This is a genomic window from Streptacidiphilus sp. EB103A (assembly GCF_041261405.1).
Taxonomy (GTDB): Bacteria; Actinomycetota; Actinomycetes; order Streptomycetales; family Streptomycetaceae; genus Streptacidiphilus.
The window spans coordinates 117,389-139,997 of record NZ_JBGCAQ010000021.1 but is presented as its reverse complement, the minus strand read 5'-3'; the positions used below and the strand labels follow the sequence as shown (position 1 = coordinate 139,997).

General features: G+C 70.1%; 16 protein-coding genes and 1 pseudogene. 8 read left to right on the top strand and 9 right to left on the bottom strand.

Annotated features, from left to right (window positions below; translation table 11 throughout):
- The first annotated feature begins 60 nt into the window (after positions 1-60).
- The 3 genes from ABH941_RS31230 (at position 61) to ABH941_RS31220 (ending at position 5,435) form a co-directional block, all read left to right on the top strand.
- Entirely contained in the window at positions 61-1,101 is a 1,041-nt protein-coding gene (locus ABH941_RS31230; protein WP_370132927.1) for a ThiF family adenylyltransferase, read from the top strand.
- Complete coding sequence (locus ABH941_RS31225; RefSeq protein WP_370132926.1) at positions 1,094-2,296, top strand: hypothetical protein; 1,203 nt, start codon at positions 1,094-1,096, stop codon at positions 2,294-2,296. The genes ABH941_RS31230 and ABH941_RS31225 overlap by 8 nt, the downstream gene beginning before the upstream one ends.
- 283 nt (positions 2,297-2,579) lie before the next feature.
- Positions 2,580-5,435, top strand: coding sequence for a BTAD domain-containing putative transcriptional regulator (locus tag ABH941_RS31220; protein ID WP_370132925.1), 2,856 nt, complete (start codon positions 2,580-2,582; stop codon positions 5,433-5,435).
- A 56-nt stretch (positions 5,436-5,491) separates the two neighbouring features.
- Here ABH941_RS31220 and ABH941_RS31215 read toward each other — a convergent pair.
- Positions 5,492-5,725: pseudogene (locus tag ABH941_RS31215) on the bottom strand (hypothetical protein); the annotation flags it as partial.
- On the opposite strand from ABH941_RS31215, the gene ABH941_RS31210 reads away from it, so the two are divergent.
- The 5 genes from ABH941_RS31210 to ABH941_RS31190 all read left to right on the top strand — a co-directional run bounded on the left by ABH941_RS31210 (position 5,688) and on the right by ABH941_RS31190 (position 11,320).
- A complete protein-coding gene (locus ABH941_RS31210; protein WP_370132924.1) occupies positions 5,688-6,587 on the top strand; it encodes an arginase family protein in 900 nt (299 codons plus the stop codon). The pseudogene ABH941_RS31215 and the gene ABH941_RS31210 sit on opposite strands and share 38 nt — an antisense overlap.
- A gap of 162 nt (positions 6,588-6,749) precedes the next feature.
- The gene (locus ABH941_RS31205) at positions 6,750-8,279 is read left to right on the top strand and encodes an APC family permease (protein WP_370132923.1); all 1,530 of its coding nucleotides are present in this window, start codon (positions 6,750-6,752) and stop codon (positions 8,277-8,279) included.
- A gap of 71 nt (positions 8,280-8,350) precedes the next feature.
- A complete protein-coding gene (locus tag ABH941_RS31200; RefSeq protein WP_370132922.1) occupies positions 8,351-10,051 on the top strand; it encodes a flavin monoamine oxidase family protein in 1,701 nt (566 codons plus the stop codon).
- A gap of 203 nt (positions 10,052-10,254) precedes the next feature.
- Positions 10,255-10,647, top strand: a complete 393-nt coding sequence (locus ABH941_RS31195) for a ribonuclease domain-containing protein (RefSeq protein WP_370132921.1) — start codon at positions 10,255-10,257, stop codon at positions 10,645-10,647.
- Positions 10,648-10,783: 136 nt separating this feature from the next.
- Positions 10,784-11,320 (top strand): hypothetical protein, encoded by a 537-nt coding sequence (locus ABH941_RS31190; protein ID WP_370132920.1) that lies wholly within the window; start codon positions 10,784-10,786, stop codon positions 11,318-11,320.
- Positions 11,321-11,358: 38 nt separating this feature from the next.
- Here ABH941_RS31190 and ABH941_RS31185 read toward each other — a convergent pair whose 3' ends face one another.
- The 8 genes from ABH941_RS31185 to ABH941_RS31150 form a co-directional block, all read right to left on the bottom strand.
- A complete protein-coding gene (locus tag ABH941_RS31185) occupies positions 11,359-11,874 on the bottom strand; it encodes a universal stress protein (protein ID WP_370132919.1) in 516 nt (171 codons plus the stop codon).
- A gap of 75 nt (positions 11,875-11,949) precedes the next feature.
- A complete protein-coding gene (locus tag ABH941_RS31180) occupies positions 11,950-12,783 on the bottom strand; it encodes a PIG-L family deacetylase (protein ID WP_370132918.1) in 834 nt (277 codons plus the stop codon).
- 44 nt (positions 12,784-12,827) lie between these two features.
- Positions 12,828-13,433: a helix-turn-helix domain-containing protein gene (locus tag ABH941_RS31175; protein WP_370132917.1), complete on the bottom strand. Its 606-nt coding sequence runs from the start codon at positions 13,431-13,433 to the stop codon at positions 12,828-12,830.
- Between the two features lie 52 nt (positions 13,434-13,485).
- Positions 13,486-15,834 carry a WD40/YVTN/BNR-like repeat-containing protein gene (locus ABH941_RS31170; RefSeq protein ID WP_370132916.1) on the bottom strand — a complete coding sequence of 783 codons (2,349 nt, stop codon included), beginning with the start codon at positions 15,832-15,834 and terminating at the stop codon, positions 13,486-13,488.
- Between the two features lie 73 nt (positions 15,835-15,907).
- Positions 15,908-17,896, bottom strand: a complete 1,989-nt coding sequence (locus tag ABH941_RS31165; protein WP_370132915.1) for a beta-galactosidase — start codon at positions 17,894-17,896, stop codon at positions 15,908-15,910.
- 2 nt (positions 17,897-17,898) lie between these two features.
- Positions 17,899-19,932, bottom strand: a complete 2,034-nt coding sequence (locus ABH941_RS31160) for a TIM-barrel domain-containing protein (RefSeq protein ID WP_370132914.1) — start codon at positions 19,930-19,932, stop codon at positions 17,899-17,901.
- 69 nt (positions 19,933-20,001) lie between these two features.
- Entirely contained in the window at positions 20,002-21,525 is a 1,524-nt protein-coding gene (locus ABH941_RS31155) for a glycoside hydrolase family 43 protein (RefSeq protein WP_370132913.1), read from the bottom strand.
- Positions 21,512-22,543, bottom strand: a complete 1,032-nt coding sequence (locus tag ABH941_RS31150) for a LacI family DNA-binding transcriptional regulator (protein WP_370132912.1) — start codon at positions 22,541-22,543, stop codon at positions 21,512-21,514. The genes ABH941_RS31155 and ABH941_RS31150 overlap by 14 nt, the downstream gene beginning before the upstream one ends.
- Positions 22,544-22,609: the final 66 nt, after the last annotated feature.

The window sequence follows — 22,609 nt, the reverse complement described above, 5'->3', positions numbered from 1 at the left end:
TCCATGCAATATCCGAGGGTCAAGCCGGAACATCGGCCGTATCGGCTCGAGAACGGGTCCGTGCGCATCGGCGGCGGAGTCTGTGGGATTGCCGCGGAAATCCGCGACCCGCACGGAGCGGTCTGGGCGGCATTGGAGCTGATGGACGGCGGGAGGACGGTTGCCATGGTGGCGGAGCGTGTGGAGGCGCATTGCCCTCAGCTCCCTCCGGGAGCGGCTGCCCGCCTGGTGGCCGACTTGATGACATCGGGCTACATCGAGGACTTCGGCGCCGACGACTCCGTCCTGCTCACCGAAGGTGAACGCAATCGGTACCGGCGGAACCAGGCATTCTTCCGTTACGCCGACCTCACGCCCCGGTCAAGTGCCTGGGAGCAGCAGGAGTTGCTCAAGCAAGCCGGCGTTCTCGTGCTCGGAGCAGGCGGCACAGGTAGTCATGCAGCCTGGGGCCTAGTGGCGGCCGGGGTCGGCAGGGTGCACCTGCTCGATCACGATCGGATCGAACTGAGCAATCTCACCCGCCAGATCCTCTACTCCGAGGCCGATCTGGGGCGCCACAAGGCGGAGGTCGCCGCCGAGCGGCTGCGGTCCGTGAACTCCGAGGTGGACGTCACCTTCGGGGCACAGTACGTCGCGAGCGAGGCAGAGCTTCTCGCTGCCCTGGAGGGCTATGACGCGCTGGCGCTCTGCGCGGATGAACCGCACGGCGAGACCCTGCGGTTCTGGACCGCCTCCGCATGTGCATCCCTGGGCATCCCGTGGGTCGGCGGCGGCTATCAGGGTCCGCTGGTGACCGTCGGGGTCTTCGGCCCCGGAGGCCCATGCATCCAGTGCCTGGCCAGGGGGGAGGAGGATCGACTCGGCGGAGACGAACCCGCGCCTTACCTGGGCGGAGCCGGTTCGATAGCGCCCACAGCCGGCATCAGCGGACAACTCGTGGCCTACGAGGTGATCAGGCTGCTCACCGGGTTGTCGTCCGTACCGGTCGGCTACTTGCGCGGAGTGAACCTGGTGGCCCCGGACCACCACGTTCTGGTGCGCCACCCCGCACGGCCCGACTGCTCGATCTGCGGCGACCGATCGGGCGAACACCATGACTGATCCCATACCTGAAGACGGGCTAGTGGTGTTCCACAAGTTGGCCTTCCGGCCGGACGGAGCAGACTGGCTGGTCGGCCGTCTTGACGCGGGACCTGTGGTGGCTCTGCCCGAAGAAGGGGCACTGGCCATCAGACTGCTGCAGCAGGGGCTCTCACCCTCAGCCGCCGGCGCCGAGATCGAGCGAACCCGGGGCCGACGGGTCTCGGTAGAGACCTTCGTCGCCTCGCTGGCCGCCTTGGGTTTCGTGGCCCGGACAGAGCGGGAATCGGTCGGCGGGCCCGCCGAAGACCGGTCAAGCCTGCCGGGACTCCGAGCAGCTGGGCTGCGTTGGACTTTGAGTCCCTGGCTGCACGTAGGCGTGATTGCTCTGGTCCTGGCGGGCACCACGGTGGGCATCACAGATCCTGGAGTTCTGCCGCGCTGGCGGGACTTCTTCTGGAGCGACAGTGGCAGCCTCATCCTGCTCGGCCAGGCAGCGCTCTCATGGCCGTTGATCCTCCTCCACGAGCTGGCGCATCTGTGCACTGCTCGCGCGGCCGGCGTGGGGGGCCGCATCCGATTGGGCACTCGCCTCCAGTTCCTGGTCGTGCAGACCGAGGTCACCGGCGTCTGGCTGTGTGACAGGCGCACCCGGGTGACGGTCTATATGTCTGGAATCGGGTTGAACCTGGCCCTCGCCTCGGGATGTCTGCTGTGGGAAACGGCGGCAGGGGCGAACCGGCTGCTGTCGCTGGTCGTGTTGATCGAAGTCGGTTCCGTGCTCTGCGAATTGTTGGTCTTCATGCGCACCGACGTCTACTTCCTGCTGCAGGATCTCCTGAGGTGTCGCAATCTCTACGGCGATGCATCGGCCTACTGTCACTTCCTTCTCGCGCGACTGGTACGCCGCAACGCTCCGAACCCGTTGGCAGCCCTCGGACGTCGGGAGCAGCGCAGAGTCAGGGCCTATGCAGTGCTCATGGTCGCGGGAACGGGCGCAGCCTTGTTCCTGGCCTACCAGGTCTACACAAAGGTGACGTTCGTACTGTTCGTCCACGCGATCCATGGACTCACCGACAGACTGGGCTGGCCACAGCTCCTGGACAGCTGCGCGGTCCTGACGATTCTCGTTGGCGTGCAGGGACTCTGGTTGACCGCCTGGTGGCGAAGGCACGGACCGCGGGTGCTCGCGGCCGTGCGACGGGACTCCCGTTGAGTGTGGCCATCCGTCGAGCCGGACAGCGGGACCTGCTGAACTGATTCCGCGCGACGCCGCCGTGGACGGCGTATCCGCGGGCGGCCTCGCGCCTCGCAGTCGCCACAGGAAAGCATCCGAACTGCCAAGCCTCTCCGTCGGACCGGTTCACGGCGCCCACAGTTGACAAGCTTCTCATGTCCGGTTGAGAATCCTGGAACTCGCGATTCACTGAGGCCGAACGATTCGCCTTCTCACGCGATCCCGCGCTCCGTACACAGGCGACCGCGGCTGCCGGAGGGGGATGGCGATGAAATACGGGCTGCTCGGACCACTGACCATCGAATCCGAAGGTCAGCAGGTCCAGATTCCGGGTCCGCGCTTGCGCGCAGCCCTGACCATGCTCTTGCTCCAGAACGGCTCGCCGGTCGCGGTCGAGCAGTTCATCGACGGCCTCTGGGGCGAACGCTCGCCGCAGACCGCGCGAGCGCAGATCCACAACATCATCTCCAAGCTGCGCAAGGCCCTGCCGGCCGAGGCGGGTGAACACCTTAAGCTCATCAACGGCGCCTACCAGCTCACGCTGCCGCCCGACGCGATCGACGCTACTCGCTTCATCGCGAGCGTCCGCGCCGCCCGGGCCGCTGTGAAGACGGGCCCGACCAGTGCGTCCATCGCCGAGCTGCGCACTGCACTAGCCCTGTGGCGTGGCGAACCCCTGTCAGGCATCGAAGCGCCGTTCGCCGAGCCCGCCCGCGCGCGCCTGGAGGAGACACGCTTCGCGGCCCACGAGTTGCTGGCCGACATGGAGTTGGCCGCTGGCCGACACCACGAGCTGATCCCCGAGCTGACCGCGCTGCTCGACCGATATCCGGCGCGCGAACATCTCGGTGAGCGTTTGATGCTGGCCCTCTATCGTAGTGGGCGGCGCACCGACGCACTTGCTGTCGCCCGCAGACTGCGCACGCTACTGGCTGGTGAGTACGGGCTTGATCCCGGGGCGGGGTTCGCCGAGTTGGAACAAGGGATCCTTCGCGGAGATCGTGCTCTGCTTGATCCGGAGCCGAAGCCGGAGCCCGTACCTCGTCGCGACACGAAGGGCGGTCGGGCCAGCGGTGCTGTGCCGTCCCAGCTCCCGCTTGGAACTGTCGGCTTCGTAGGCCGGGCAGAGGAACTCAAGCAACTGGACCACGGCATTGAGGCGCTCTCAGGCGAACCTGGTGTTCTACTGGTGACCGGCCCAGCGGGCAGCGGGAAGACGACACTGGCACTTCGGTGGGCGCGCGCCAAGCAGGATCTCTTTCCCGACGGGACCCTCTTCGCGGACCTGCGTGGCTACGACCAGGACAGCCCTGACTCGCCTGTCAGGGTCCTGGAACGGTTCCTGTTGGCCATGGGTGTGCCCGGTCCCGGAATCCCGAGCGACTTCGCGGCACGCGAGGATCTCTACCGCTCCTGGCTGGCCGACCGCAGAGTCCTGCTGCTCCTCGACAACGCTGGCGACTACTCGCAGATCCAGTCCCTGTTGCCCGGTTCGCCCGGCAGTCTCACGGTAGTGACCAGCAGGGATGCCCTGGGCGGCCTGGTGGTTCGCACCGGTGCGATAACCGTGCGTCTGGGAATGCTCCCGCTCGACGACTCGGTCGAGGTGCTGCGCAGGTCGGCGGGTGCCACGCGGGTAGCCGATGCCCCGGAGGCAGCGCTGGCCCTGGCCCGACTCTGCGGTGGACTGCCCCTGGCACTCCGGATCGCCGCTGCGCGACTCGTGGAGCAGCCAACCCTGTCGCTGAAGCAGCTCGCCGACGAACTCGCCGCCGACGGCAGGCTATTGGACGGGCTGGCGCTGTCGGACGGAGAGAGTGCGGTCGCTCGCACCCTCGATCACACCTATCGGCGGCTCCCCGCCGAGTTGGCCCGAACGTTCCGGTTGATGGGATTGCACAACGGCCCGGGACTCGGGCCGGGGGCGGTCGGGGCGCTTCTCGGCGAGACCGATGGGGCGTCGATCGCGGCACCAAGGCTCAGGGCGCTCGAGGCCGTTCATCTGGTCGCACGTTCCGGCTCCGGCACCGTCTCCCAGGACCACTGTGCGATGCACGACCTGGTGCGCCTCTACGCACTATCGCGCACGGAGGCGGAGGAGACACCGCAGGAACGGCGAGAGGCATTGTCCCGTCTCGCCGACTGGTACGTCGCTCTCGGCGAGGCCGGCACCCGCCTGATTATGCCGGAGCGTCCCCTGGCGCAATTCGAACTGAAGTGGCATGCCTCGGACCGGATTCCCTTCACCGACGCCGAACAGGCCATGGCCTGGTTCGACGACGAGGCGGAGAACATGCTGGCGCTGACAAGGCAGTGCGCCACGCTGGGGCAGCACACTGCGGTCTGGCAGCTGGCGGATGTGCAAATGATCCACCAGATGCGGCGTCATCTACTCGACAACATGCTGGAGACCCAAAAACTGGGAGAGGCAGCCGCTACAGCGAGCGGCTCCGACGATGCCGTGGGCAAACTGGCCAACTCGGTCGGCATCGCACACTCTCTGCGTCGCGAGTTCCCCGAGGCAGTGGCTGCCTACGAACGCTCACTCGCGGCGTACCTACGGGCGGGGGACCATTTCCGTGCGGCTGTAGGCCAGATGAATCTCGGTAGCCTCCACTACGACTTCGGCCAGTTCACCGAGGCCAGGGCGCACCTCAGACAGTCGGCCGAGATGCTGCGCGGCCTTGGGGAGCACCGGCTCCTTGGCATCTGCCTCGGCAATCTCGGTCTCACCTACTCCGACCAGGGCGACATGCCGGCCGCCCGCGAGTTGCTGGAAGAGGCCGTTGCTATGGCCGAGAAGGCCGGGGCCGGCGATCAGATCTACATCATCCGGGGCGACCTGGCCGAGGTGTACCTGCTTCTCGGGAAATACGCGGAAGGAGTTGAGGGCACCACAACCGCACTCGCCTCGGCACGCTTCCACGGTGATCGGCTGCACACGGGGAGGCTGCTACGGCAACTCGGCGACGCGGAGAGCGAGGCTGGGAACGCGGCGCAGGCGAGCACGGCGTGGGAGGAGTCCCTGCAGGTACTGGCGGAGCTGGACAGCCCGGAATGTGAGGAACTACGCGATCGGCTAGCCGGTCGTCGATACCGCCCCTTTCGAAAAAGGTAGGCCAGGCCGTCCCAATGAGCTGATGGCCAGGATCTTATCCGGCTGGGTGCGGGCGCTCAGCCGCCCATACGCAGGCCGAGCATGCCGACCAGCAGCGGTCCGGTCAGCGGCAGCAGGAAGTTCGACAGCGTGTAGGTGATCGTGTAGCCGAGCATCGGCACGCTGCTCTGGGCGACGTAGCGCGCGGGTGAATCGACCCCTACCCATGGCAACCGCCTGCCCGTCGGCGCGGGCTCGTGGGATGGTGGACCAGTGATCGCACTGGTGTCCGCGCCGAGCAATCTCGGCCTGCGCCCGCCGCTGCCGACGACCGTTCCCGGCTGCGCCAAGGCGCCGGAGGCACTGCGCGGCGCGGGGCTCTTCGCACGCTTCGCCGAGCTCGGCGCGCGCGACGCCGGAGTCGTCCTGCCCGGCCGGTACGCCGATGACCCCTCGCCCGGCCGACTCCGGAACCAGGAGCTGATCATCGAGCATGCGCGGCGGCTGGCCGGGCGCATCACCGAGGTCCGGGCAGCCGGGGACGTTCCCCTGGTCATCGGCGGAGACTGCAGCCTGCTGGTCGGAGCCGGCCTGGCGCTGCGGACAGCGGGCCGGTTCGGACTGGCGCACCTCGACGGTCACACCGATTTCCGTCACCCCGGCAACTCCTCCGCGTGCGCCTCCCTGGCCGGCGAGGACCTTGCCGCCGCCATCGGCCGGCACTGGCCCGCGATCGCCGACATCGACGGCCTGGGCCCGTACTTCCGCGCCGCGGACGTGGCGCACGCCGGATGCCGCGACGAGGACGAGGCACTGGCCGAAGTGGACCGAACGGTGGGCCTGACGATCCGCGCCTCCGAGATCGTCCGCGACGGCGCCGCCGACCACGGCAGGCGCATCCGCGAGCACCTCGACCGGGCCGAGCTCGACGGCTACTGGCTGCACCTGGACGTGGACATCCTCGACCCCACGGTCATGCCCGCGGTCGACAGCCCTGATCCGGGCGGAATCAACGCCGCCCACCTTGCCGACCTGCTCGCCGTACTCGCCCCACGGGCTGTCGGGGCGCAGGTCGCGGTGTTCGACCCCGACCTCGACCCGGACGGGCGGTACGCCCGCCTGCTGGTGGAGATCCTTGCCACCGGTCTGGGCGAACTCGGCCGGGCACGCTGACCGACCCGTCGCGGCACGGAAGTTAACCGACAGTTCGTCAAGCCTTTAACAGCTATGACTACAGCATGCGCATCCCTGCGCCCGGGTCACGCACCTCACACTAAGCCAACTCCGCAGGTGCGGAGCCTTCACCAGCCCGTTCGCTGTCTCTGAGGGAGAGCCATGTCCGCTGCCGAACAGGTCGGCACCACCCAGGAGCCACCCGCCACACAACGTCTCAAGGCGAACTCGGTCGGTCTGACCGGTGTCGTCTTCATGGCGCTGGCGACCGCGGCCCCGATCACCGCGATGACCGGCAACCTGCCCATCATCATCGGTGCGGGCAGCGGCTCGGCCGCACCCGCCGCGTTCATCTTCGTGACCGCGGTGCTGACCGTGTTCACCATCGGCTATGTGGCGATGGCCCGTCACATCACCGCCGCAGGCGCGTTCTACGGCTACATCTCGCACGGCCTGGGCCGGGTCGCGGGGATGGCCTCCGGGCTGCTCGCGGTGCTGGCCTACGTGGTCTTCGAAGCCTCCATCGTCGGCATCTTCGCCTACTTCGCCCAGGCCGCCTTCGCCTCCCAGTTCGGCGTCCACTGGCCCTGGCAGGTCTTCGCCCTGGCGATGCTCGCCGTCACCGCCGCGCTCACCTACTTCGACCTGCACGTGGCCTCCCGGGTGCTGTGCGTGTTCCTGGTCGGCGAGGTGCTGATGCTGACCCTGCTCAGCGGGTCGATCCTGTTCCACGGCGGCGGCCCGGACGGGCTGGTGCCGCACACGCTCAACCCGCTCAAGGCGTTCGCCGGACCCTCGGCCGGGCTCGGGCTCTTCTTCTGCTTCTGGTCCTGGATCGGCTTCGAGTCCACCGCCATGTACGGCGAGGAGTCGCGCAACCCCAAGCGGATCATCCCCCGGGCCACCCTGATCGCCGTGATCGGCCTCGGCGTGCTCTACACCTTCGTGACCTGGATGACGCTGTCCGGCAACGGCCTGGCCAAGTCCGCCTCGACCGCCGCCGGCAGCAGCCCGCTGGACCTCTTCCTGGTCCCGGCCCAGCAGTACCTGGGCCACTGGGCGGTGACCGTCTTCGGCTGGCTGATGTGCACCAGCGCCTTCGCCTGCGGCATGGCCTTCCACAACTGCGCCGCCCGCTACCTGTACGCGATCGGCCGCGAGGGCTTCATCAGCCCCGCGCTGGGCCGCACCCACCCCAGGCACGGTTCGCCGCACATCGCCTCGTTCGTCCAGACCGCCATCGCGCTGGCCATCGTGGTCGGCTTCTGGGCGGAGAACCAGGACCCCTACGGCAGCCTCTACACCCTCACCGCCATCCTGGGCACGCTCGCGCTGCTGATCGTCCAGGCGCTGTGCTCGTTCTCGGTCATCGCCTACTTCCGCCGCAACCACCCCGAGACCCGGCACTGGTTCCGCACCTTCACCGCGCCGCTGCTGGGCGGCCTGGGCATGCTGGCCGCCGTCTACCTGCTGATGGCCAACCTCGACACCGCCGCCGGCGCGGCCTCCAAGACGCTCTTCTTCAAGCTCATCCCCTGGATCGTCGGCGCGGTCTTCGCGATCGGGATCGCCCTCGCCCTGTACATGCGCGCCCGCCACCCCGACCGCTACGAGCGGATGGGCCGCATCGTCATGGAGGACACCGCCGAACGCGAGCCGGAACAGGCCGCGGCCGAGCCCGCCCGCAGCTGACCCACCCGCTCCGCCCCACCCGCTCCGAGCCGCTCACCCCCATACGCTCATCGAACCAGGAGGACTTCTCCATGGCACGCAGCGAAGCAGCACGAGCACTCCAGCGCCTGGCCGCCGACCACGTAGCGGCGGGCCGGCTCCGGCTCCCCCTCGACGACTACCGCGGCCTGCGGGCCGAGGCCGTCGCCGATCCGACCGGCGTCTCCCGACGCACCCTGCTCACCCGCGCCGCCGCCCTCGGCCTCGGCACCGCGGCGCTGACCCTGGGCCTGCCACCGCGCACCGCGCACGCCGCCACGACGACGACGGCCAAGGCGACCAGCTCATCCCCGCGGATAGCGATCATCGGGGCGGGCATCTCCGGCCTCAACGCCGCCCTGACGCTGGCCGACAAGGGCGTCGCCTGCACCGTCTACGAGGCCAACCCCAGCCGCATCGGCGGCCGGATGTACTCCCAGGGCTCCCCCGCCAACCCCGGTTACTGGGACCAGAGTCAGGTCTCCGAGTACGGCGGCGAACTGGTCGACACCGGCCACAAGGCCATCCTCAGCCTGTGCCAGCGCTTCGGCCTGGCCACCACCCCCGTGCGCCATGTCTACGGCTCCCAGGCCGACCAGATCCTCTGGTTCGGCGGCGGCTACTACGACCGCGCCCAGGCCGACACGGACTTCAAACCGGTCTGGCAGGCCATCCAGAACGACGTCAACGGCGGCAACGGCTACACCCCCACCTGGAACAGCCACAACGCCGCCAACGTCACCCTGGACCAGATGTCCGTCCGCGACTGGATCAACACCCGTGTGCCGGGCGGATACGCCAGCAACCTGGGCCAGTTCCTCGACGTCGCCTACGCCGTCGAGTACGGCGCCGACACCGTCAACCAGTCCTCCTACGCGCTGCTGTGCCTGCTGGCCTGGCAGGCCAACCCGGGCAGCTTCAACATCTGGGGCGGCTCCGACGAGCGCTACCACATCACCGGCGGCAACGACCAACTCCCGCACGCCATCGCCGCCGCGCTGCCGGCCGGCACGGTCCAGCAGGGCTACACGCTCAACGCCGTCGTCGCCAACAGCGACGGGACCCAGACCCTGACCTTCGCCCTCGACGGCGGCGGCACCGCCACCGTGACCGCCGATCACACCATCCTGGCCGTACCGCTGCCGATACTCCAGCAGCACATCGACTTCTCCAAGGCCGACCTGGACACCATGATGCAGGGCGTCCTCGCCCACATGACCATGGGCTACTGCACCAAGCTCAACATGCAGTTCACTTCCCGGCCCTGGGCCGGCACCGGCCCCTGGCCCGGCACCTCCAACGGCGAGATGTTCAGCGACCAGCCCTTCCAGCAGGTGTGGGACGTCACCCGGGGCCAGTCCGGCACCGACGGCATCCTGGTCCAGTACGGCGGCGGCAGTTTGGCCAAGGGCCTCACCCCGCCCAGCGCCTTCACCGACACCACCACCAGCTACACCCGCAACCTGGCCAAGACCTACCTGGGCCAGATCGAACCGATATTCCCCGGCACCACCGCCGCCTGGACCGGCCAGGCCAAGCTCTCCGCCTGGCACCTCAACCCCTACTCCTACGGCGCCTACTCCAACTGGCCCGTCGGCTACCTCACCACCTACGCCGGCTACGAGGGCACCGCCCAGGGCAACCTGCACTTCTCCGGCGAGCACACCTCCTACAACTTCCAGGGCTACATGAACGGCGGCGCGGTCGAAGGAGCCCGCGCCGCCGGCGAAGTCCTCACCGCCATCGGCAAGTAGCCGCCTGCCCGCCTGCCTGCCTGTAGCGGACCCCCGCGGCCACGCCGCCGCACCCCGGGGTCCGCTACAGGCACGCACACGCACACGGTGACCACTCGTCACTTGTGCTGTGGCGCAGTCGATCAGAGGTCATCACGTTAACACTGGGGAAAATGTCATGCGCACGCCTTTTGCACGACGCGCGTAGATGCCAGTCTGCACCTATGCGAACCAACTTCCGCGCTACGCGCGTCCTGCTCGCCGCCAGCCTGGTCCTCGGACCCGCCGCGGCCACCACCGTCCTGACCGCCGGCTCCGCCCATGCGGCCGGCACCATCCCCTGGGTCTGCGAGACGGCCCTCCCCAGCCAGGCCATCACCACCATCGACCTGATCGCCGCCGGCGGCCCGTACCCGTACAGCAAGGACGGCGAGGTCTTCTACAACAACGAGGCGCTGCTGCCGGCCGAGAGCACCGGCTACTACCACGCCTACACCGTCAAGACCCCCGGGGTGAGCACCCGGGGCGCCCGACGCATCATCACGGCCGAGGACGGCGAGGAGTACTACACCCCCGACCACTACGCCAGCTTCTCCGACATCGACTTCACCTGCTGACGACCGGACGCACGACGGCGCGGGCGGGCCGCAGTCTGGGCGGCCCGCCCGCGCGACCATCCTAGCTCCGCCGTGATCAGTCCACTCGCCTGGACCGTCATGCCCTTGACGTTCACCAACTGGCAGGAGTCTCACCATGTCCCGCTCGAACCGCATCCCGGCCACGGCCGCCGCCCTCGTCCTGGCCGCCGCCGGACTCGTCACCTGCACCGTCTCCACCACCGCGCAGGCCGCGACCGCCTGTTCGCAGTCCTACCTGCCGCTGCCCGACCCGACCTGCCAGCCCGGCGCCCTGAACTCCGCCGTCACCCAGTCCACCATCTCCACGACGATATGCGTCGGCGGCTACTCCAGCTCGATACGCCCGCCGACCAGCTACACCGACGCCCTGAAGGTCGCTCAGATCGCCCAGTACGGCTACAGCGACACCAGCACCGCCGACTACGAGGAGGACCACCTCATCCCGCTCTCGCTCGGCGGCAACCCCAGGAGCCCGCTCAACCTGTGGCCCGAACCCCGCTACAGCGTGGGCTCGAAGACGGCCGCGAACAAGGACACCGTCGAGTACAAGCTCTACCAGGCGGTCTGTGCAGGCACCGTGCAACTCGCCCCGGCCCAGCAGGCCATCGCGAGCAACTGGACCACGGCCCTGTCCGTCCTCGGCCGCAGCTGACGGCGCGGAGCCTGGCGGCTTCGCGGAATTCGGCGCCGTCAGGCGGCCCCGGCCGGGCCGATGTGGTGCAGCTGGCGCAGCTCCCTCTGCTGGGCTGCGAACGGGGAGATCCACGGAACCGCCAGGACCGGGCAGCGGGCGTGGGCCAGGACATGCCGGGCGACGTGGCCGTGGTGCAGCCGGGCCAGCGTCCCGCGTCTGCCGGCGCCGAGCACCAGCAGGTCCTCAGGGCGTCCGGCGATCTCACACAGCGCCCGGCCGACCGATTCGCAGCGCACCACCAGCGGCCGCACGTCCAGGTCCGCCGGGTAGCCGCCGAACGCCTCGGCGAAGGCGGTGTGCAGACGCCCTTCGGCGGCTCCCTCCCACACCTTGGCCAGCTCCGGGCACGGGGCGTTCCGGTACCCGACCTCGCCCCCGGGCGGCGCCCACACATGCACCGCCACCAGGCCCAGGCTCCTCTGCCGGGCCTCGGCCACCGCACGGCGCAGCGCCGCCAGGTTCCCCAGCGATCCGCTGACGCCGACCACCACCCGCCCCGTTGTCCCAGCCATCGCCGTCACACTCCCTCGCGGACACGAGCACCCCTTCCAGGCTAGGACAGTCGGCACACGCTGGACACAGTCCGCTCAGCGCAGTCCGGCGAACAGGTCGTCCTCCCGCTCCGGCACCGGCACGTCGCTGAACTGGCGGACGAAGGCCTCCTGGCCGAACGCCCGCTGCTGGCCCTCCTCGTTCAGCCGCAGCATGAAGATGTTCTCCCCCTGGCTGGCGTGCGCCTCCAGCGCCTTGCGCTTGCGCTCGACGTAGGGGGAGACGTCCACGACCGTGGTGATCTCCTCGTCCGCGTTGCCGAAGTCGTCGGGCAGCTCGAAGTCCCCCATTTCGGCACCGCTGGCCCGCAGATAGTCGAACATCTCCTCGATCCGGGTCCGGGAGATGGCCGTGTAGTAGAACTTCGCCGGAATGCCGGTCGCCCTGCCCCCCTTCATCGCCTTGATCGCCGCCATGGTGATCAGATGCGCCTGGATGTGGTCGGGATGGCCATAGGCGCCGTTCTCGTCGTACGTGACGACGACATCGGGACGGTAGCGCTCCATCAGCTCGGCGAGCCGCCCGGCGGACTCCTCCAGCGGGATGTTGGCGAACGCGTCCGGCCGCTGGTTGGCCTCCCAGCCCACCATGCCCGAGTCGTGGTAGCCGAGCAGTTCCACATCGGAGATGCCCAGCTGGGCCACCGACTCCTTCAGCTCCTCCAGCCGGATCTCCCGCACCCGCGCCTCGTCATGGCCGGGCTCCCCGGGCTTGATCCCACCGGGACCGTCGCCCTGCTCCCCGTTGGTGCAGGTGACCAGCACCGTGCGGATGCCCTCGGCCGCGGCGGCCGCCAACACCCCGCCGGTGGACAGCACCTCGTCGTCGGGATGAGCGTGAACGGCCATCAGCGTCAGTTGACGATTCATGGACTGCAGACCTCCGAGGGAAACAGGTACCGGCGCCTCCCACCCTATGCGGTCGATCGCGTCCCTCCGGGCCGCGCCCGCACATGCATGCGCTCGCCCTGCGCCCCGAACAGGCTGAGGAACTCGACCGGCTGCGCCCCGGCATTGGCGAACCCGTGCGGGGTCCGGGTGTCGAACTCCGCGGCCTCCCCGGCCGTGAGCACCAGATCGTGCTCCCCGAGGGCGAGCCGCAGCCGGCCGGACAGGACGTAGAGCCACTCGTAGCCCTCATGGGTCCCCTGCTCCGGCCGCACGTCCGGGCCGGATCCCGCCGGGAGGATGTGCTTGAAGGCGTGCAGTCCACCGAGGTGCCGCGTCAGCGGGATGAAGGTCTGACCGTGCCGGGTGAACGGACGCGGATGGATCCGCGGGTCCCCGGTCTCCGGCGCCCCGACCAGCTCGTCCAGCTGCACTGCGTGCGCACGCGCCAGCGGAAGCAGCAGCTCCAGCGTCGGCTTGCGCTTCCCCGACTCCAGCCGCGACAGCGTACTGAGCGAGATCCCGGTCGTCTCACTCAACTGCGCCAACGTGATGTTCCGACTGCGCCGCAGCGCCCGCAGCCGCGGGCCGACCGCGGTCAGCACCTCGGGGATATCGCCCTCCGCGTCCATGCCACCATTTGCCACCTCGGCAAGTCAGTTTGTCAAACCGACGCCCCCACCCTCACCCCACGTCGCCGTAGACGATCCCCCGTCCGTTCGTCCCCACGTACACGCGGCCGTAGAGGCGCGGGTCGCCCGCGATGCAGCTGCCGGTCCAGCCGTACTGGTGGCGGTCGTCGCTGATGCGGGCCCAGTGGCGGCCTGCGTCATCGGAGCGGTAGAGGCCGCGGACGCCGTGGATGCTGGCACTGGTGTAGACGGCGGGGTAGGAGCGGCCCGGGGCGGCCTTGCCGAAGCCGATGGTGTCGCCCTCCTCGACGGCGGAGATCCGGGTGAAGGTGCTGCCGCCGTCGGTGGAGCGCCAGAGTCCGTAGACCCCTCCCCCGGTGACCGTGGAGTCCGCGCCGCCGGCGAGCCAGATCTCACCGCGCAGCCCGGGAACCGCCTTGAAGCGGGCCGGGCCCACAGCGGGGAGCCCGCTGCTGGAGGCAGCCGCCGTCACGGTGAAGCTCGCGCCGCCGTCCGTGCTGCGGTAGAAGGCTCCCGCCGCGAAACCGTAGAACGTCTTCGGATCGACCCGGTCCGACCGCACCGCCGTTCCGGTGGGGATCCCGGTGCAGGCCTTCCAGGTGGCGCCGCTGTCCGCCGACCAGCTGACCGCCGCTCCGTTCGGGGCCCAGACGATGCGGCCGCCGTCGGCCGCGAGCGCGACCGCGCCCTCGTCCGGGCCGGGGCCGGTCGTGCCGCTGGGCTGGGCGGTGACCGGCGTCCAGGTGGCTCCGCTGTCGGTGGACAGTCCGAGGTAGGCGGAGCCGCCGCTGCCGGAGCGCACGATCGTGGTCGGGACCAGCTCGGCGTAGTCCAGGCAGTTGGTCGCTCCCACCGTCGGGTTGGCGTACATCGGGTAGGCCCGGTCCAGCGTGGTGTGGACGAAGCCGCCGACGTCGCTGACGCCGGACAGCAGCGGCGGCCCGACCGGCGGGCTGAGCAGCGTCCGGACCGCGGTCTCCTCCAGCCCCTGGGCCCGGACCGAGATGGCGACGGTGCCGCCCTTGTCCCATGCCGTCAGATTGTCGGCGCCGTAGATCGTCGCGCCGGTGCCGTAGAGGAAGTGGTCGGAGTCGAACGGGTCGATCTCCAGGGCCTCGGTCATCCAGCCGAGCTTGGGCGAGGTCTCCGGGAGCGCGGGGGTGGCGTTGAAGTCCAGCCAGGGCGCGGCGGAGATGTCCAGCGAGTAGCGGAAGGTTCGCTCGGGGTAGTTGCCGAAGTCCCAGGCCCTGGTCCAGCTCGCGCCGGCGTCGGTGGAGCGGTAGATCACGATGTCCGGCCACCAGCTGACCTGGGTGGCGACCATCAGCGTGTCCGGGTTCTGCCGGTCGATGCTCAGCCCGCTGTAGCCGAAGCCGTCGTTGCCGCTGGTGGAGGGGACGGGGCTGATGCAGGTCCAGGTGTCGGTGGCGGTGTCGAGCTTCCAGACGTCGCCCTTGGAGCCGTCGTACGGGCCCACGGTGTTACTGGTGGCCAGGTAGAGGGAGCCGCTGACGTGGTCGAAGACCGCCTTGTGCGGCAGGAAGCCGGTCGGCTGGCCCGGTACCCGCGCCCAGGTCGCCCCGGCGTCGGTGGACCGGTAGAGGATGTTCTCGGTGTCGGCGACGGTGACGTAGACGGTCTTGGTCGCCCGCCCGGTGCGGCCGTCGCGCGGGTCGAAGACGACCTGGAGCACCCCCGCGTTGTCGCTGTTGTAGCCGCCGCTGTCACTGGGATCGGGCACGAAGTTGCCCACGTTGGGGAAGCTGGTCACCTGGGCCCAGGACTTCCCGTAGTCCTCGCTGCGCCACAGTCCGTGGCCGCCGCGCACACCCAGGTAGAGGATCCGGTTGCGATGCGGGTCGATCGCGAGGCGCTCGCCCATCCCCCGGCCCGGCATGTTGCCGCCGAGCTGGAACGGCAGGTCGGCGGTCTTCCAGGTCCGCCCGCGGTCCTCGGAGCGCAGCACCGCGCCCTGGTTGGGGTCCCAGCCGCCCACGGTGTAGGTGCCGACCGCCGCGTAGACCCGGTCGGGCTCCAGCGAGTCGGTGGCGAGCGAGACGACTCCGGTGTGCCCCCAGGTGTCCCAGCCGATCCAGTCCAGCAGCGGAACCCAGCGCTTGGTCGTCCGGTCGAGCCGGTAGGCACCGCCGATGTCGGTGCGGGCATAGACCAGCCCCTGCTCGGACTGGTTGAAGATGATGCCGGGGACGAAGCCGCCGCCGACTATCTGGGCGTTCTTCCAGGTGTAACTGCCTTGGGCACTATTGCTGTTGGCACTGGTCGCAGCCAGCGCCCGGCCTGCCGGGGAGAGCAGCGGGGTGGCCACGGCGGCAGCACCGACCGCCATCAGGCCTCTACGGGAGATCTTCGGGCTGGGCATGGACTGTCCTTTCTCGACGCTGAGAAGACGTGCGGAACCAGACGTGCGGAACGAGAAGATCTTCAGGACGGCTTCAGCCCTGGCGCAGTACCGCCGCGCCGCGGGCCGGGAGGGTCAGCCCGGCGGGGCCGACATCGACGGCCGTGAGCAGGTCGTATCCCTGGACGGCGACCTCGACCGGCTCCGTCCCGTGGTTGAGCAGGAACAGCCAGCTGCGCGAGCCGCCGTCGGGCGACGACCGTCGCACCGCCTCCACCCCCGCTGGCAGCCCGGCCAGCACCGGATCAGCCCCCGACTCCCCCAGCACCCGCCCGATCAGCGCCGCGTACCCGGCGTCGTCCAACCGGGTGGACGCGTACCAACCGGTCCCCCCGCCGAACCGATGCCGGGTCAGGGCAGGCTGACGGTCCATCACCCCGGACGTGTACGTGGCGACCACCTCCGCTCCCTCGGCCCGCAGCAGCTCGCTCCACCCCTCCACCGACGACCCGTCGGACAGGGTGAGCAACTCCCCGGCCCCCAGCGGCCGGTACTCCTCCACCCGCAGCCCCAGCACCTCCCGCAGCGGACCCGGGTAGCCGCCGAGCCGGGCCTGGTGGGACCCGTCCACCGCGCCGCTGAAGTGCTGGACGAGCAGCGTTCCGCCACCCTCCACATAGCGCCGCAGCGAGGCCGCGCCCGCGTCCGAGAGCAGGTACAGGCTGGGGGCCACGACCAGCCGGTACCGGCTCAGGTCGTGCTCGGGGTGGGCGAAGTCGGCGGTCACCCCGGCGTCCCAGAGCGCGCGGTGGGCCCGGCGCAGGGCGGCGTGGTAGTCGACCTGCGGCAGTCCCCGGGTGTCCAGCGCCCACCACACGTCCGCGTCGTGCAGCACGGCCACCTCGGCGTGGACGCGCGACCCGGCCAGCTCGCCCAGCCCGGCGACCGCGGCGCCGGTGGCCGCCGCCTCCCGGAAGATCCGAGTGTCGGGACCGGCGTGCGGGACGATCGCCGAGTGCCACAGCTCCGCGCCCGCCCTGGACTGCCGCCACTGGAAGAACAGCGCGCCCTCCGAGCCGCGGCCGATATGGCCGAGCGAGTGCCGCAGGATGTCGCCGGGCTCCTTGGGGAGCGTTCCGCTCGGGCTGTACACGGTGTTGGTGCCCTGCTCGATCAGCAGCCAGGGCTTCCCGCCGCCGAAGGAGCGGGCCCGGTCGGCGCCGAAGGCGGTGTCGGCTGCGGCGTCGATGCCGGGCGCGTCCGGGTAGTGGTCGATACCGACGAAGTCGACCTCGGCGCCGAACTTCCACAGGTCCAGGACCTGGTAGCCGGGAAGCATCAGATTGGTCGTCACCGGCAGGGCGCTGTGGTCGCGGATCGCGTCTCGCTGCTCCCGGTAGGCGGCCAGCGCCTCGTCGGACCAGAACCGTCGGTAGTCCAGGGTGTGCCCGGGGTTGTGGTGCCACTGGGTGGCGCGCGGCGGGAGCACCTGCTCCCAGGCGCCGTAGCGCTGGCTCCAGAACGCGGTGCCCCAGGCCGCGTTGAGCGCGTCCAGGGTCCCGTACCGGGCCCGCAGCCAGTCCCGGAAGGCGGCGGCGGCATGCTCGCAGTAGCAGACGGTGGCGTACTCGTTGTGGACGTGCCACATCGCCACGGCCGGGTGCGCGCCGTAGCGCTCGGCGAGTGCGGCGGCGATCCGCCGCGCCGCCTGCCGGTAGCCGGGTGCGGCCAGGCAGTAGGTGTCGCGGCTGCCGTGGGTGAGCCGGGTGCCGTCGGCGGTGACCGGCATGGCGTCCGGGTGCGCCAGGGTGAACCACGGCGGCGGGGAGGCGGTCGGGGTGGCCAGGTCGACGGCGACGCCGTTGGCGTGCAGCCGGTCCAGGTGGGCGTCCAGCCAGGCGAAGTCGAAGCGCCCCTGCTGCGGCTCCAGCAGCGCCCAGGAGAACACCCCCACCGTGGCCAGGTTGACCCCGGCCTGACGCATCAACAGGTCGTCCTCCTTCCAGACCTGTTCGTCCCACTGCTCCGGGTTGTAGTCGCCCCCGAAGGCAAGGCCCCCAAGCCGCTCGGTGATCCGACGCATCGTCAGGCCTCCACGATCGGCAGCTGCGCGCCGTCCCGCAGGAACAGCGGGATCCGCTCCAGCGGGGCACCGGCGATGACCGTCTCGCCGCCCCGGTACGCCGCCCCGGTCCAGGCGCAGGTCCACTCCGCGCCGGCCGGCAGGTAGACCTGGCGGGAGCGGGCCCCGGCCTCGGTGACCGGAGCGACCAGCAGGTCGGGACCGAGCAGGAAGGAGTCGTCCGCCGTCCAGGCAGCGCGGTCCTCGGGGAACTCCAGGAACAGCGGCCGCATCGGCGGGACCCCGGTCTCGGCCGCGGCCCGCATCTGCTCCATGACGTAGGGGCGCAGCCGCTCGCGCAGGTGCAGGTAGGAGGCGAGGATCGGGTACGCCTCCTCGCCGTACGACCAGACCTCGTTGGGCAGGCCGGTCATGGCCGGTTCCAGTTTCTGCTCGGCGCCGCGGAAGCCGTGCAGGCGGAACAGCGGGCAGAAGGCGCCGTACTGGAACCAGCGCACCAGCACCTCCCGGTAGGCCGGGTCGGCCGGGTCGCCGCCGTGGAAGCCGCCGATGTCGGTGGTCCACCAGGGGATGCCTGACAGCGCGACATTGAGGCCGGCCTTGATCTGGGTGCGCAGCGAGGCGAAGTCGGTGCCGATGTCGCCGGACCACAGCGCGGCGCCGTAGCGCTGGGCGCCGGCCCAGGAGGAGCGGTTGAGCGAGACGACCTCGGTCTCGCCCGCCGCGTGCATCCCGTCGTGGATCATGCGGGCGTTCTCGCGCGGGTAGAGGTTGCCGACCTCCAGGCCCGGACCGGCCTGGTAGCGCAGATTGCCCTGGAAGTTGGGCTTGAGCTCGGGCTCGCAGGCGTCCAGCCAGAAGACCTTGATGCCGTGGTCGAGGTAGTTGCGCTTGATCCGGTCCCAGACGAAGGCGCGCCCGGCCGGGTTGGTGGCGTCGTAGAAGGCGACCTGCGCCGAGTAGGCGCCGAGGCCCTTGTCCGGCCAGTCGGCGTGGGCGACCGGACCGTACTCGGTGTTGATGAACAGGCCCTGGTCCAGCATGGCGTGGTAGTTCTCGCTGACCGGGCTGACCGACGGCCAGACCGAGACCATCAGCTTCACCCCGAGCTCGTCCAACTCCCGCACCATGGCGGCCGGGTCAGGCCACTCGGCCGGGTCGAACTTCCACTCGCCGAGGTGGGTCCAGTGGAAGAAGTCCGAGACGATGACGTCGAGCGGCAGCCCCCGGCGCTTGTACTCGCGGGCCACCTCCAGCAGTTCCTCCTGGGTCCGGTAACGCAGCTTGCACTGCCAGAAGCCGGCCGCCCACTCGGGCAGTACCGGGGTGTGCCCGGTGGCGTCGGCGTAGTGGGCCAGCACCTCGGCCGGCTGACCGACCGTCACCCAGTAGTCGATCTGGCGGGCGCTGTCGGCGACCCAGCGGGTGCCGGTCTCGGCCAGCTCGACCCGGCCGATGGCGGGCGAGTTCCACAGCAGCCCGTAGCCTCGGTCGGAGACCAGCAGCGGGACGGTGACCTCGGCGTTGCGCTGCACCAGGTCGATGACCGCGCCCTTCTGGTCCAGCATCCCGTGGGTGTGCTGACCCAGGCCGAACAGCTTCTCCCCGGCGTGGGCGCGGAAGCGCTGCTCGATGCGGTGGTAGCCGTTGCCGGTGGCGGTGTAGAGGCGGGTGCCGGGCCACCAGAAGTGGGCCGGCTCCTCGGCCAGCAGCTCACTGCCGTCCTCGGTCCGCAGGAAGGTCAACTGGCCTGCGGTGGCCCCGAGTTCCGGCGTCATCTTGCCCTCGGTGAAGGCGTCGACGCGGACCGTGACCGCGCCGTTGACCAGGGTGGCGCTGTGCTCGGAGATCACGATCACCGGCTTGGCCCCGGCCGGGGCAGCGTCCAGCAGCGCGCCGGGCAGGTCCTCCAGCAGCGCGCCGCCGGGTGTGGCCCGCACCCGTACGGAGTCCGGACCCCAGGCCTCGACGCGCAGGGTCTCGCCCTTTGCGCGCCACTCCAGGGCATGGCCGAGGTCGTGGAAGTGCTGCGACATGAGGTGAATCTCCGATGCATGAAGAGGACGAAGCGAAGAAGAGAAGGGGAGCGTGGAAATGACGAGCGGTCAGGTGGCCTCGTAGTCGAACCAGTCGAAGTGCACGGTGCCGGCCGCGGCGTACATGCCGATGACCCGGCCGGTGAAGCCGCCGGCCACCTCGCTCGACAGGTACTTGCCGTCGAGCTCACCGAGCACGGTGAAGGCGCCGTCCGGTTCCTCGACGCCGAGCGAGACGGTGTCGGGCCCGGTTCGCGGGTCGTCGAACGTCCGCCTCGCGGTGACCCGGACGCCCAGGTCCACCGGTCCGGCGGGTACCGACCGGGACGCGACCTCCGTGCGCAGCGGCCCGATCCGGGCGAACACCGTCACCTCACCGGCGGCCGCCTCGATCTCGTAGTGGTGCTGCTCGTCCAGCCGGACGGCGAGGCCGCCGCGTCCCTCGGCCGGATCGATCCGGGTGCTCGCGCGGCACGACAGGTGCTGCTGGCGTCGGCCGACGAACACCACGTCGTTGTCGTCCAGGGAGGCGCCGCGGGCACGCAGGCTCAGCCAGCCGGCCCGCTCCTTGGTGCTGCAGTGTTCCGCGGGCCGGTCGCGCAGCGAGATCCAGCACGGCTGCAGCTCGCTGAGGTCGAAGTCGTCCCGCTGCGGCAGCTCGGGGCCGGGGTGGAGCGGCCACGAGGGCGCGGGCATGACCGGCGCCAGCTCGCCGACGACCGGCCAGCCGTTCTCCCAGCCCACCGGCGCCAGGAAGGTCTCCCGGCCGAGCACATGCCAGCCGGGGGTGCCGCCGCCCGGTCGCACGCCCAGCAGCACCATGCACCACGAGCCGTCGGGCGCCTGCACCAGGTCGGCGTGGCCGGTGTTCTGGATGGGCTCGTCGGTACTGCGATGGGTGAGGATCGGGTTGGCCGGGCACCGCTCGAACGGGCCGGTGGGTGTGCGGCTGCGGGCTACCGAGACCCCGTGGCCGCGTTCGGTGCCGCCCTCGGCGATGAGCAGGTACCAGTAGTCGCCGATCCGGTACAGGTGCGGAGCCTCGGGCGCCTTGGCCCCCGGTGTGCTGGCCGCCACCTGACGCGGTGGGCCGAACGTCTCCCCGGTGTACGGGTCGATGCGGACCTGGGCGATCCCGGCGACCGTGCACCAGCAGGTGCCGTCCTCGTCCCAGACGAGGTCCGGGTCGATGCCGGGGACTCCGGGGAGCCGGATCGGGTCCGACCACGGTCCGGCTGGATCGGTGGCGGTGACCAGCAGATTGCCGCCGTCGCTGACATTGGTGACGATCAGCCAGAACCGGCCCTCGTGGTGCCGCAGCGTCGGGGCGTAGATCCCGCCGGAGGACGGAGTGTCGACGGGGAGCCGCAGCTGGCTCGGCCGGTCCAGGACGTTGCCGATCTGGGTCCAGTGCACCAGGTCGCGGCTGTGGAAGACCGGCACTCCGGGGAAGTACTCGAAGCTGGAGCACGCGAGATAGTAGTCCGCACCCACGCGGCAGACACTGGGGTCCGGGTGAAACCCTGGGATCACGGGATTGGTGACGGTGCCGCCCGCCTCGTTCCGGTCAGACACTCCATCAAGTCCTTTCATCGAAGCCGACCCGATGACCGGCCGGACCGCTGCTCTCACGTACTGTCAGAGTGGGTGTCAGCAGGGTGACTTCGTCCGACTCGTTGCCATCGATCCGCTGCATCAGCAGCTCCACGGCGCGCCGTCCCAGCTCCTGCGCGGGTCCGGTGACCGCGGTCAGCCGGGGCGAGTACTGCTCGGCCAGCGGCTCCGGGCACAGGGCCACGACCGAGGCGTCCTCGGGGACGATCCGGCCGGCCGTGCGCAGCAGGCTCAGCAGCGGCCCGATCGCCCCTTCGTTCTGCACCACGAAGCCCGTGGTGCCGGGCCGGTCGGCGAGGATGCGGGAGAACGCCCCGGCCGTGCTCTCGTAGGTGCCCTCGGAGGGGCGGTGCAACATCCGCAGCCCGCGTTCCTCCGCGCGCTCGCGGAACCCGACCAGGGTCCGCTCGGCGTAGCCGGCGTGCCGCTGGTAGACGGCGGGGCCGTAGCCGATGAAGGCGACGTCGCGGTGCCCCAGATCCGCCAGATGGTCCGCGCACAGCGCACCCGCGGCTGCGAAGTCATGGTCCACGCAGGCCAGGCCGGTGGCGTCGGCCGGCAGCCCGATCAGTGCGGCATGGGTGTCCAGTTCCTTGAGCACCGCGATCCGTCGGTCCTCCAGTTCGACGTCCATCAGCACCACGCCGTCGGCCAGGCCGCTGGCGGCCACCCGGCGAACGCCCTCCGGGCCCTCGTCATTGGTGATGAGGAGGACGTCGTAGCCGTACTGGCGGGCCGCCATGGTCACCGAGATGGCGATCTCCATCATGATGGGGACGTAGACGTCGGTGCGCAGCGGCACCACCAGCGCGATGATGTGCGAGCGCTTCCCCGCCAGGGCCCGGGCCCCGGCGTTGGGGTGGTAGCCGAGCTCGCTGATGGCCTGTTCGACGCGCTTCCGGGTGGCCCCGGAGATCGTGCGCTTGCCGCTGATGACATAGCTCACGGTGCTCGACGAGACGCCTGCGTGCCTGGCCACTTCGGCGAGTGTCACCATGATGGAGCTCTCCCTCGAGTCGTACTGTGCGTGTGGTTCCTGCAGCGTAGTGACTGGTTGTCAGGT

Bases quoted from the DNA above. Each gene is read 5' to 3' on its own strand.
- ABH941_RS31225 (WP_370132926.1), top strand. From the start codon at position 1,094: ATGACTGATCCCATACCTGAAGACGGGCTAGTGGTGTTCCACAAGTTG.
- ABH941_RS31220 (WP_370132925.1), top strand. From the start codon at position 2,580: ATGGCGATGAAATACGGGCTGCTCGGACCACTGACCATCGAATCCGAA.
- ABH941_RS31205 (WP_370132923.1), top strand. From the start codon at position 6,750: ATGTCCGCTGCCGAACAGGTCGGCACCACCCAGGAGCCACCCGCCACA.
- ABH941_RS31200 (WP_370132922.1), top strand. From the start codon at position 8,351: ATGGCACGCAGCGAAGCAGCACGAGCACTCCAGCGCCTGGCCGCCGAC.
- ABH941_RS31195 (WP_370132921.1), top strand. From the start codon at position 10,255: ATGCGAACCAACTTCCGCGCTACGCGCGTCCTGCTCGCCGCCAGCCTG.
- ABH941_RS31190 (WP_370132920.1), top strand. From the start codon at position 10,784: ATGTCCCGCTCGAACCGCATCCCGGCCACGGCCGCCGCCCTCGTCCTG.
- ABH941_RS31185 (WP_370132919.1), bottom strand. From the start codon at position 11,874: ATGGCTGGGACAACGGGGCGGGTGGTGGTCGGCGTCAGCGGATCGCTG.
- ABH941_RS31180 (WP_370132918.1), bottom strand. From the start codon at position 12,783: ATGAATCGTCAACTGACGCTGATGGCCGTTCACGCTCATCCCGACGAC.
- ABH941_RS31175 (WP_370132917.1), bottom strand. From the start codon at position 13,433: ATGGACGCGGAGGGCGATATCCCCGAGGTGCTGACCGCGGTCGGCCCG.
- ABH941_RS31170 (WP_370132916.1), bottom strand. From the start codon at position 15,834: ATGCCCAGCCCGAAGATCTCCCGTAGAGGCCTGATGGCGGTCGGTGCT.
- ABH941_RS31165 (WP_370132915.1), bottom strand. From the start codon at position 17,896: ATGCGTCGGATCACCGAGCGGCTTGGGGGCCTTGCCTTCGGGGGCGAC.
- ABH941_RS31160 (WP_370132914.1), bottom strand. From the start codon at position 19,932: ATGTCGCAGCACTTCCACGACCTCGGCCATGCCCTGGAGTGGCGCGCA.
- ABH941_RS31155 (WP_370132913.1), bottom strand. From the start codon at position 21,525: ATGAAAGGACTTGATGGAGTGTCTGACCGGAACGAGGCGGGCGGCACC.
- ABH941_RS31150 (WP_370132912.1), bottom strand. From the start codon at position 22,543: ATGGTGACACTCGCCGAAGTGGCCAGGCACGCAGGCGTCTCGTCGAGC.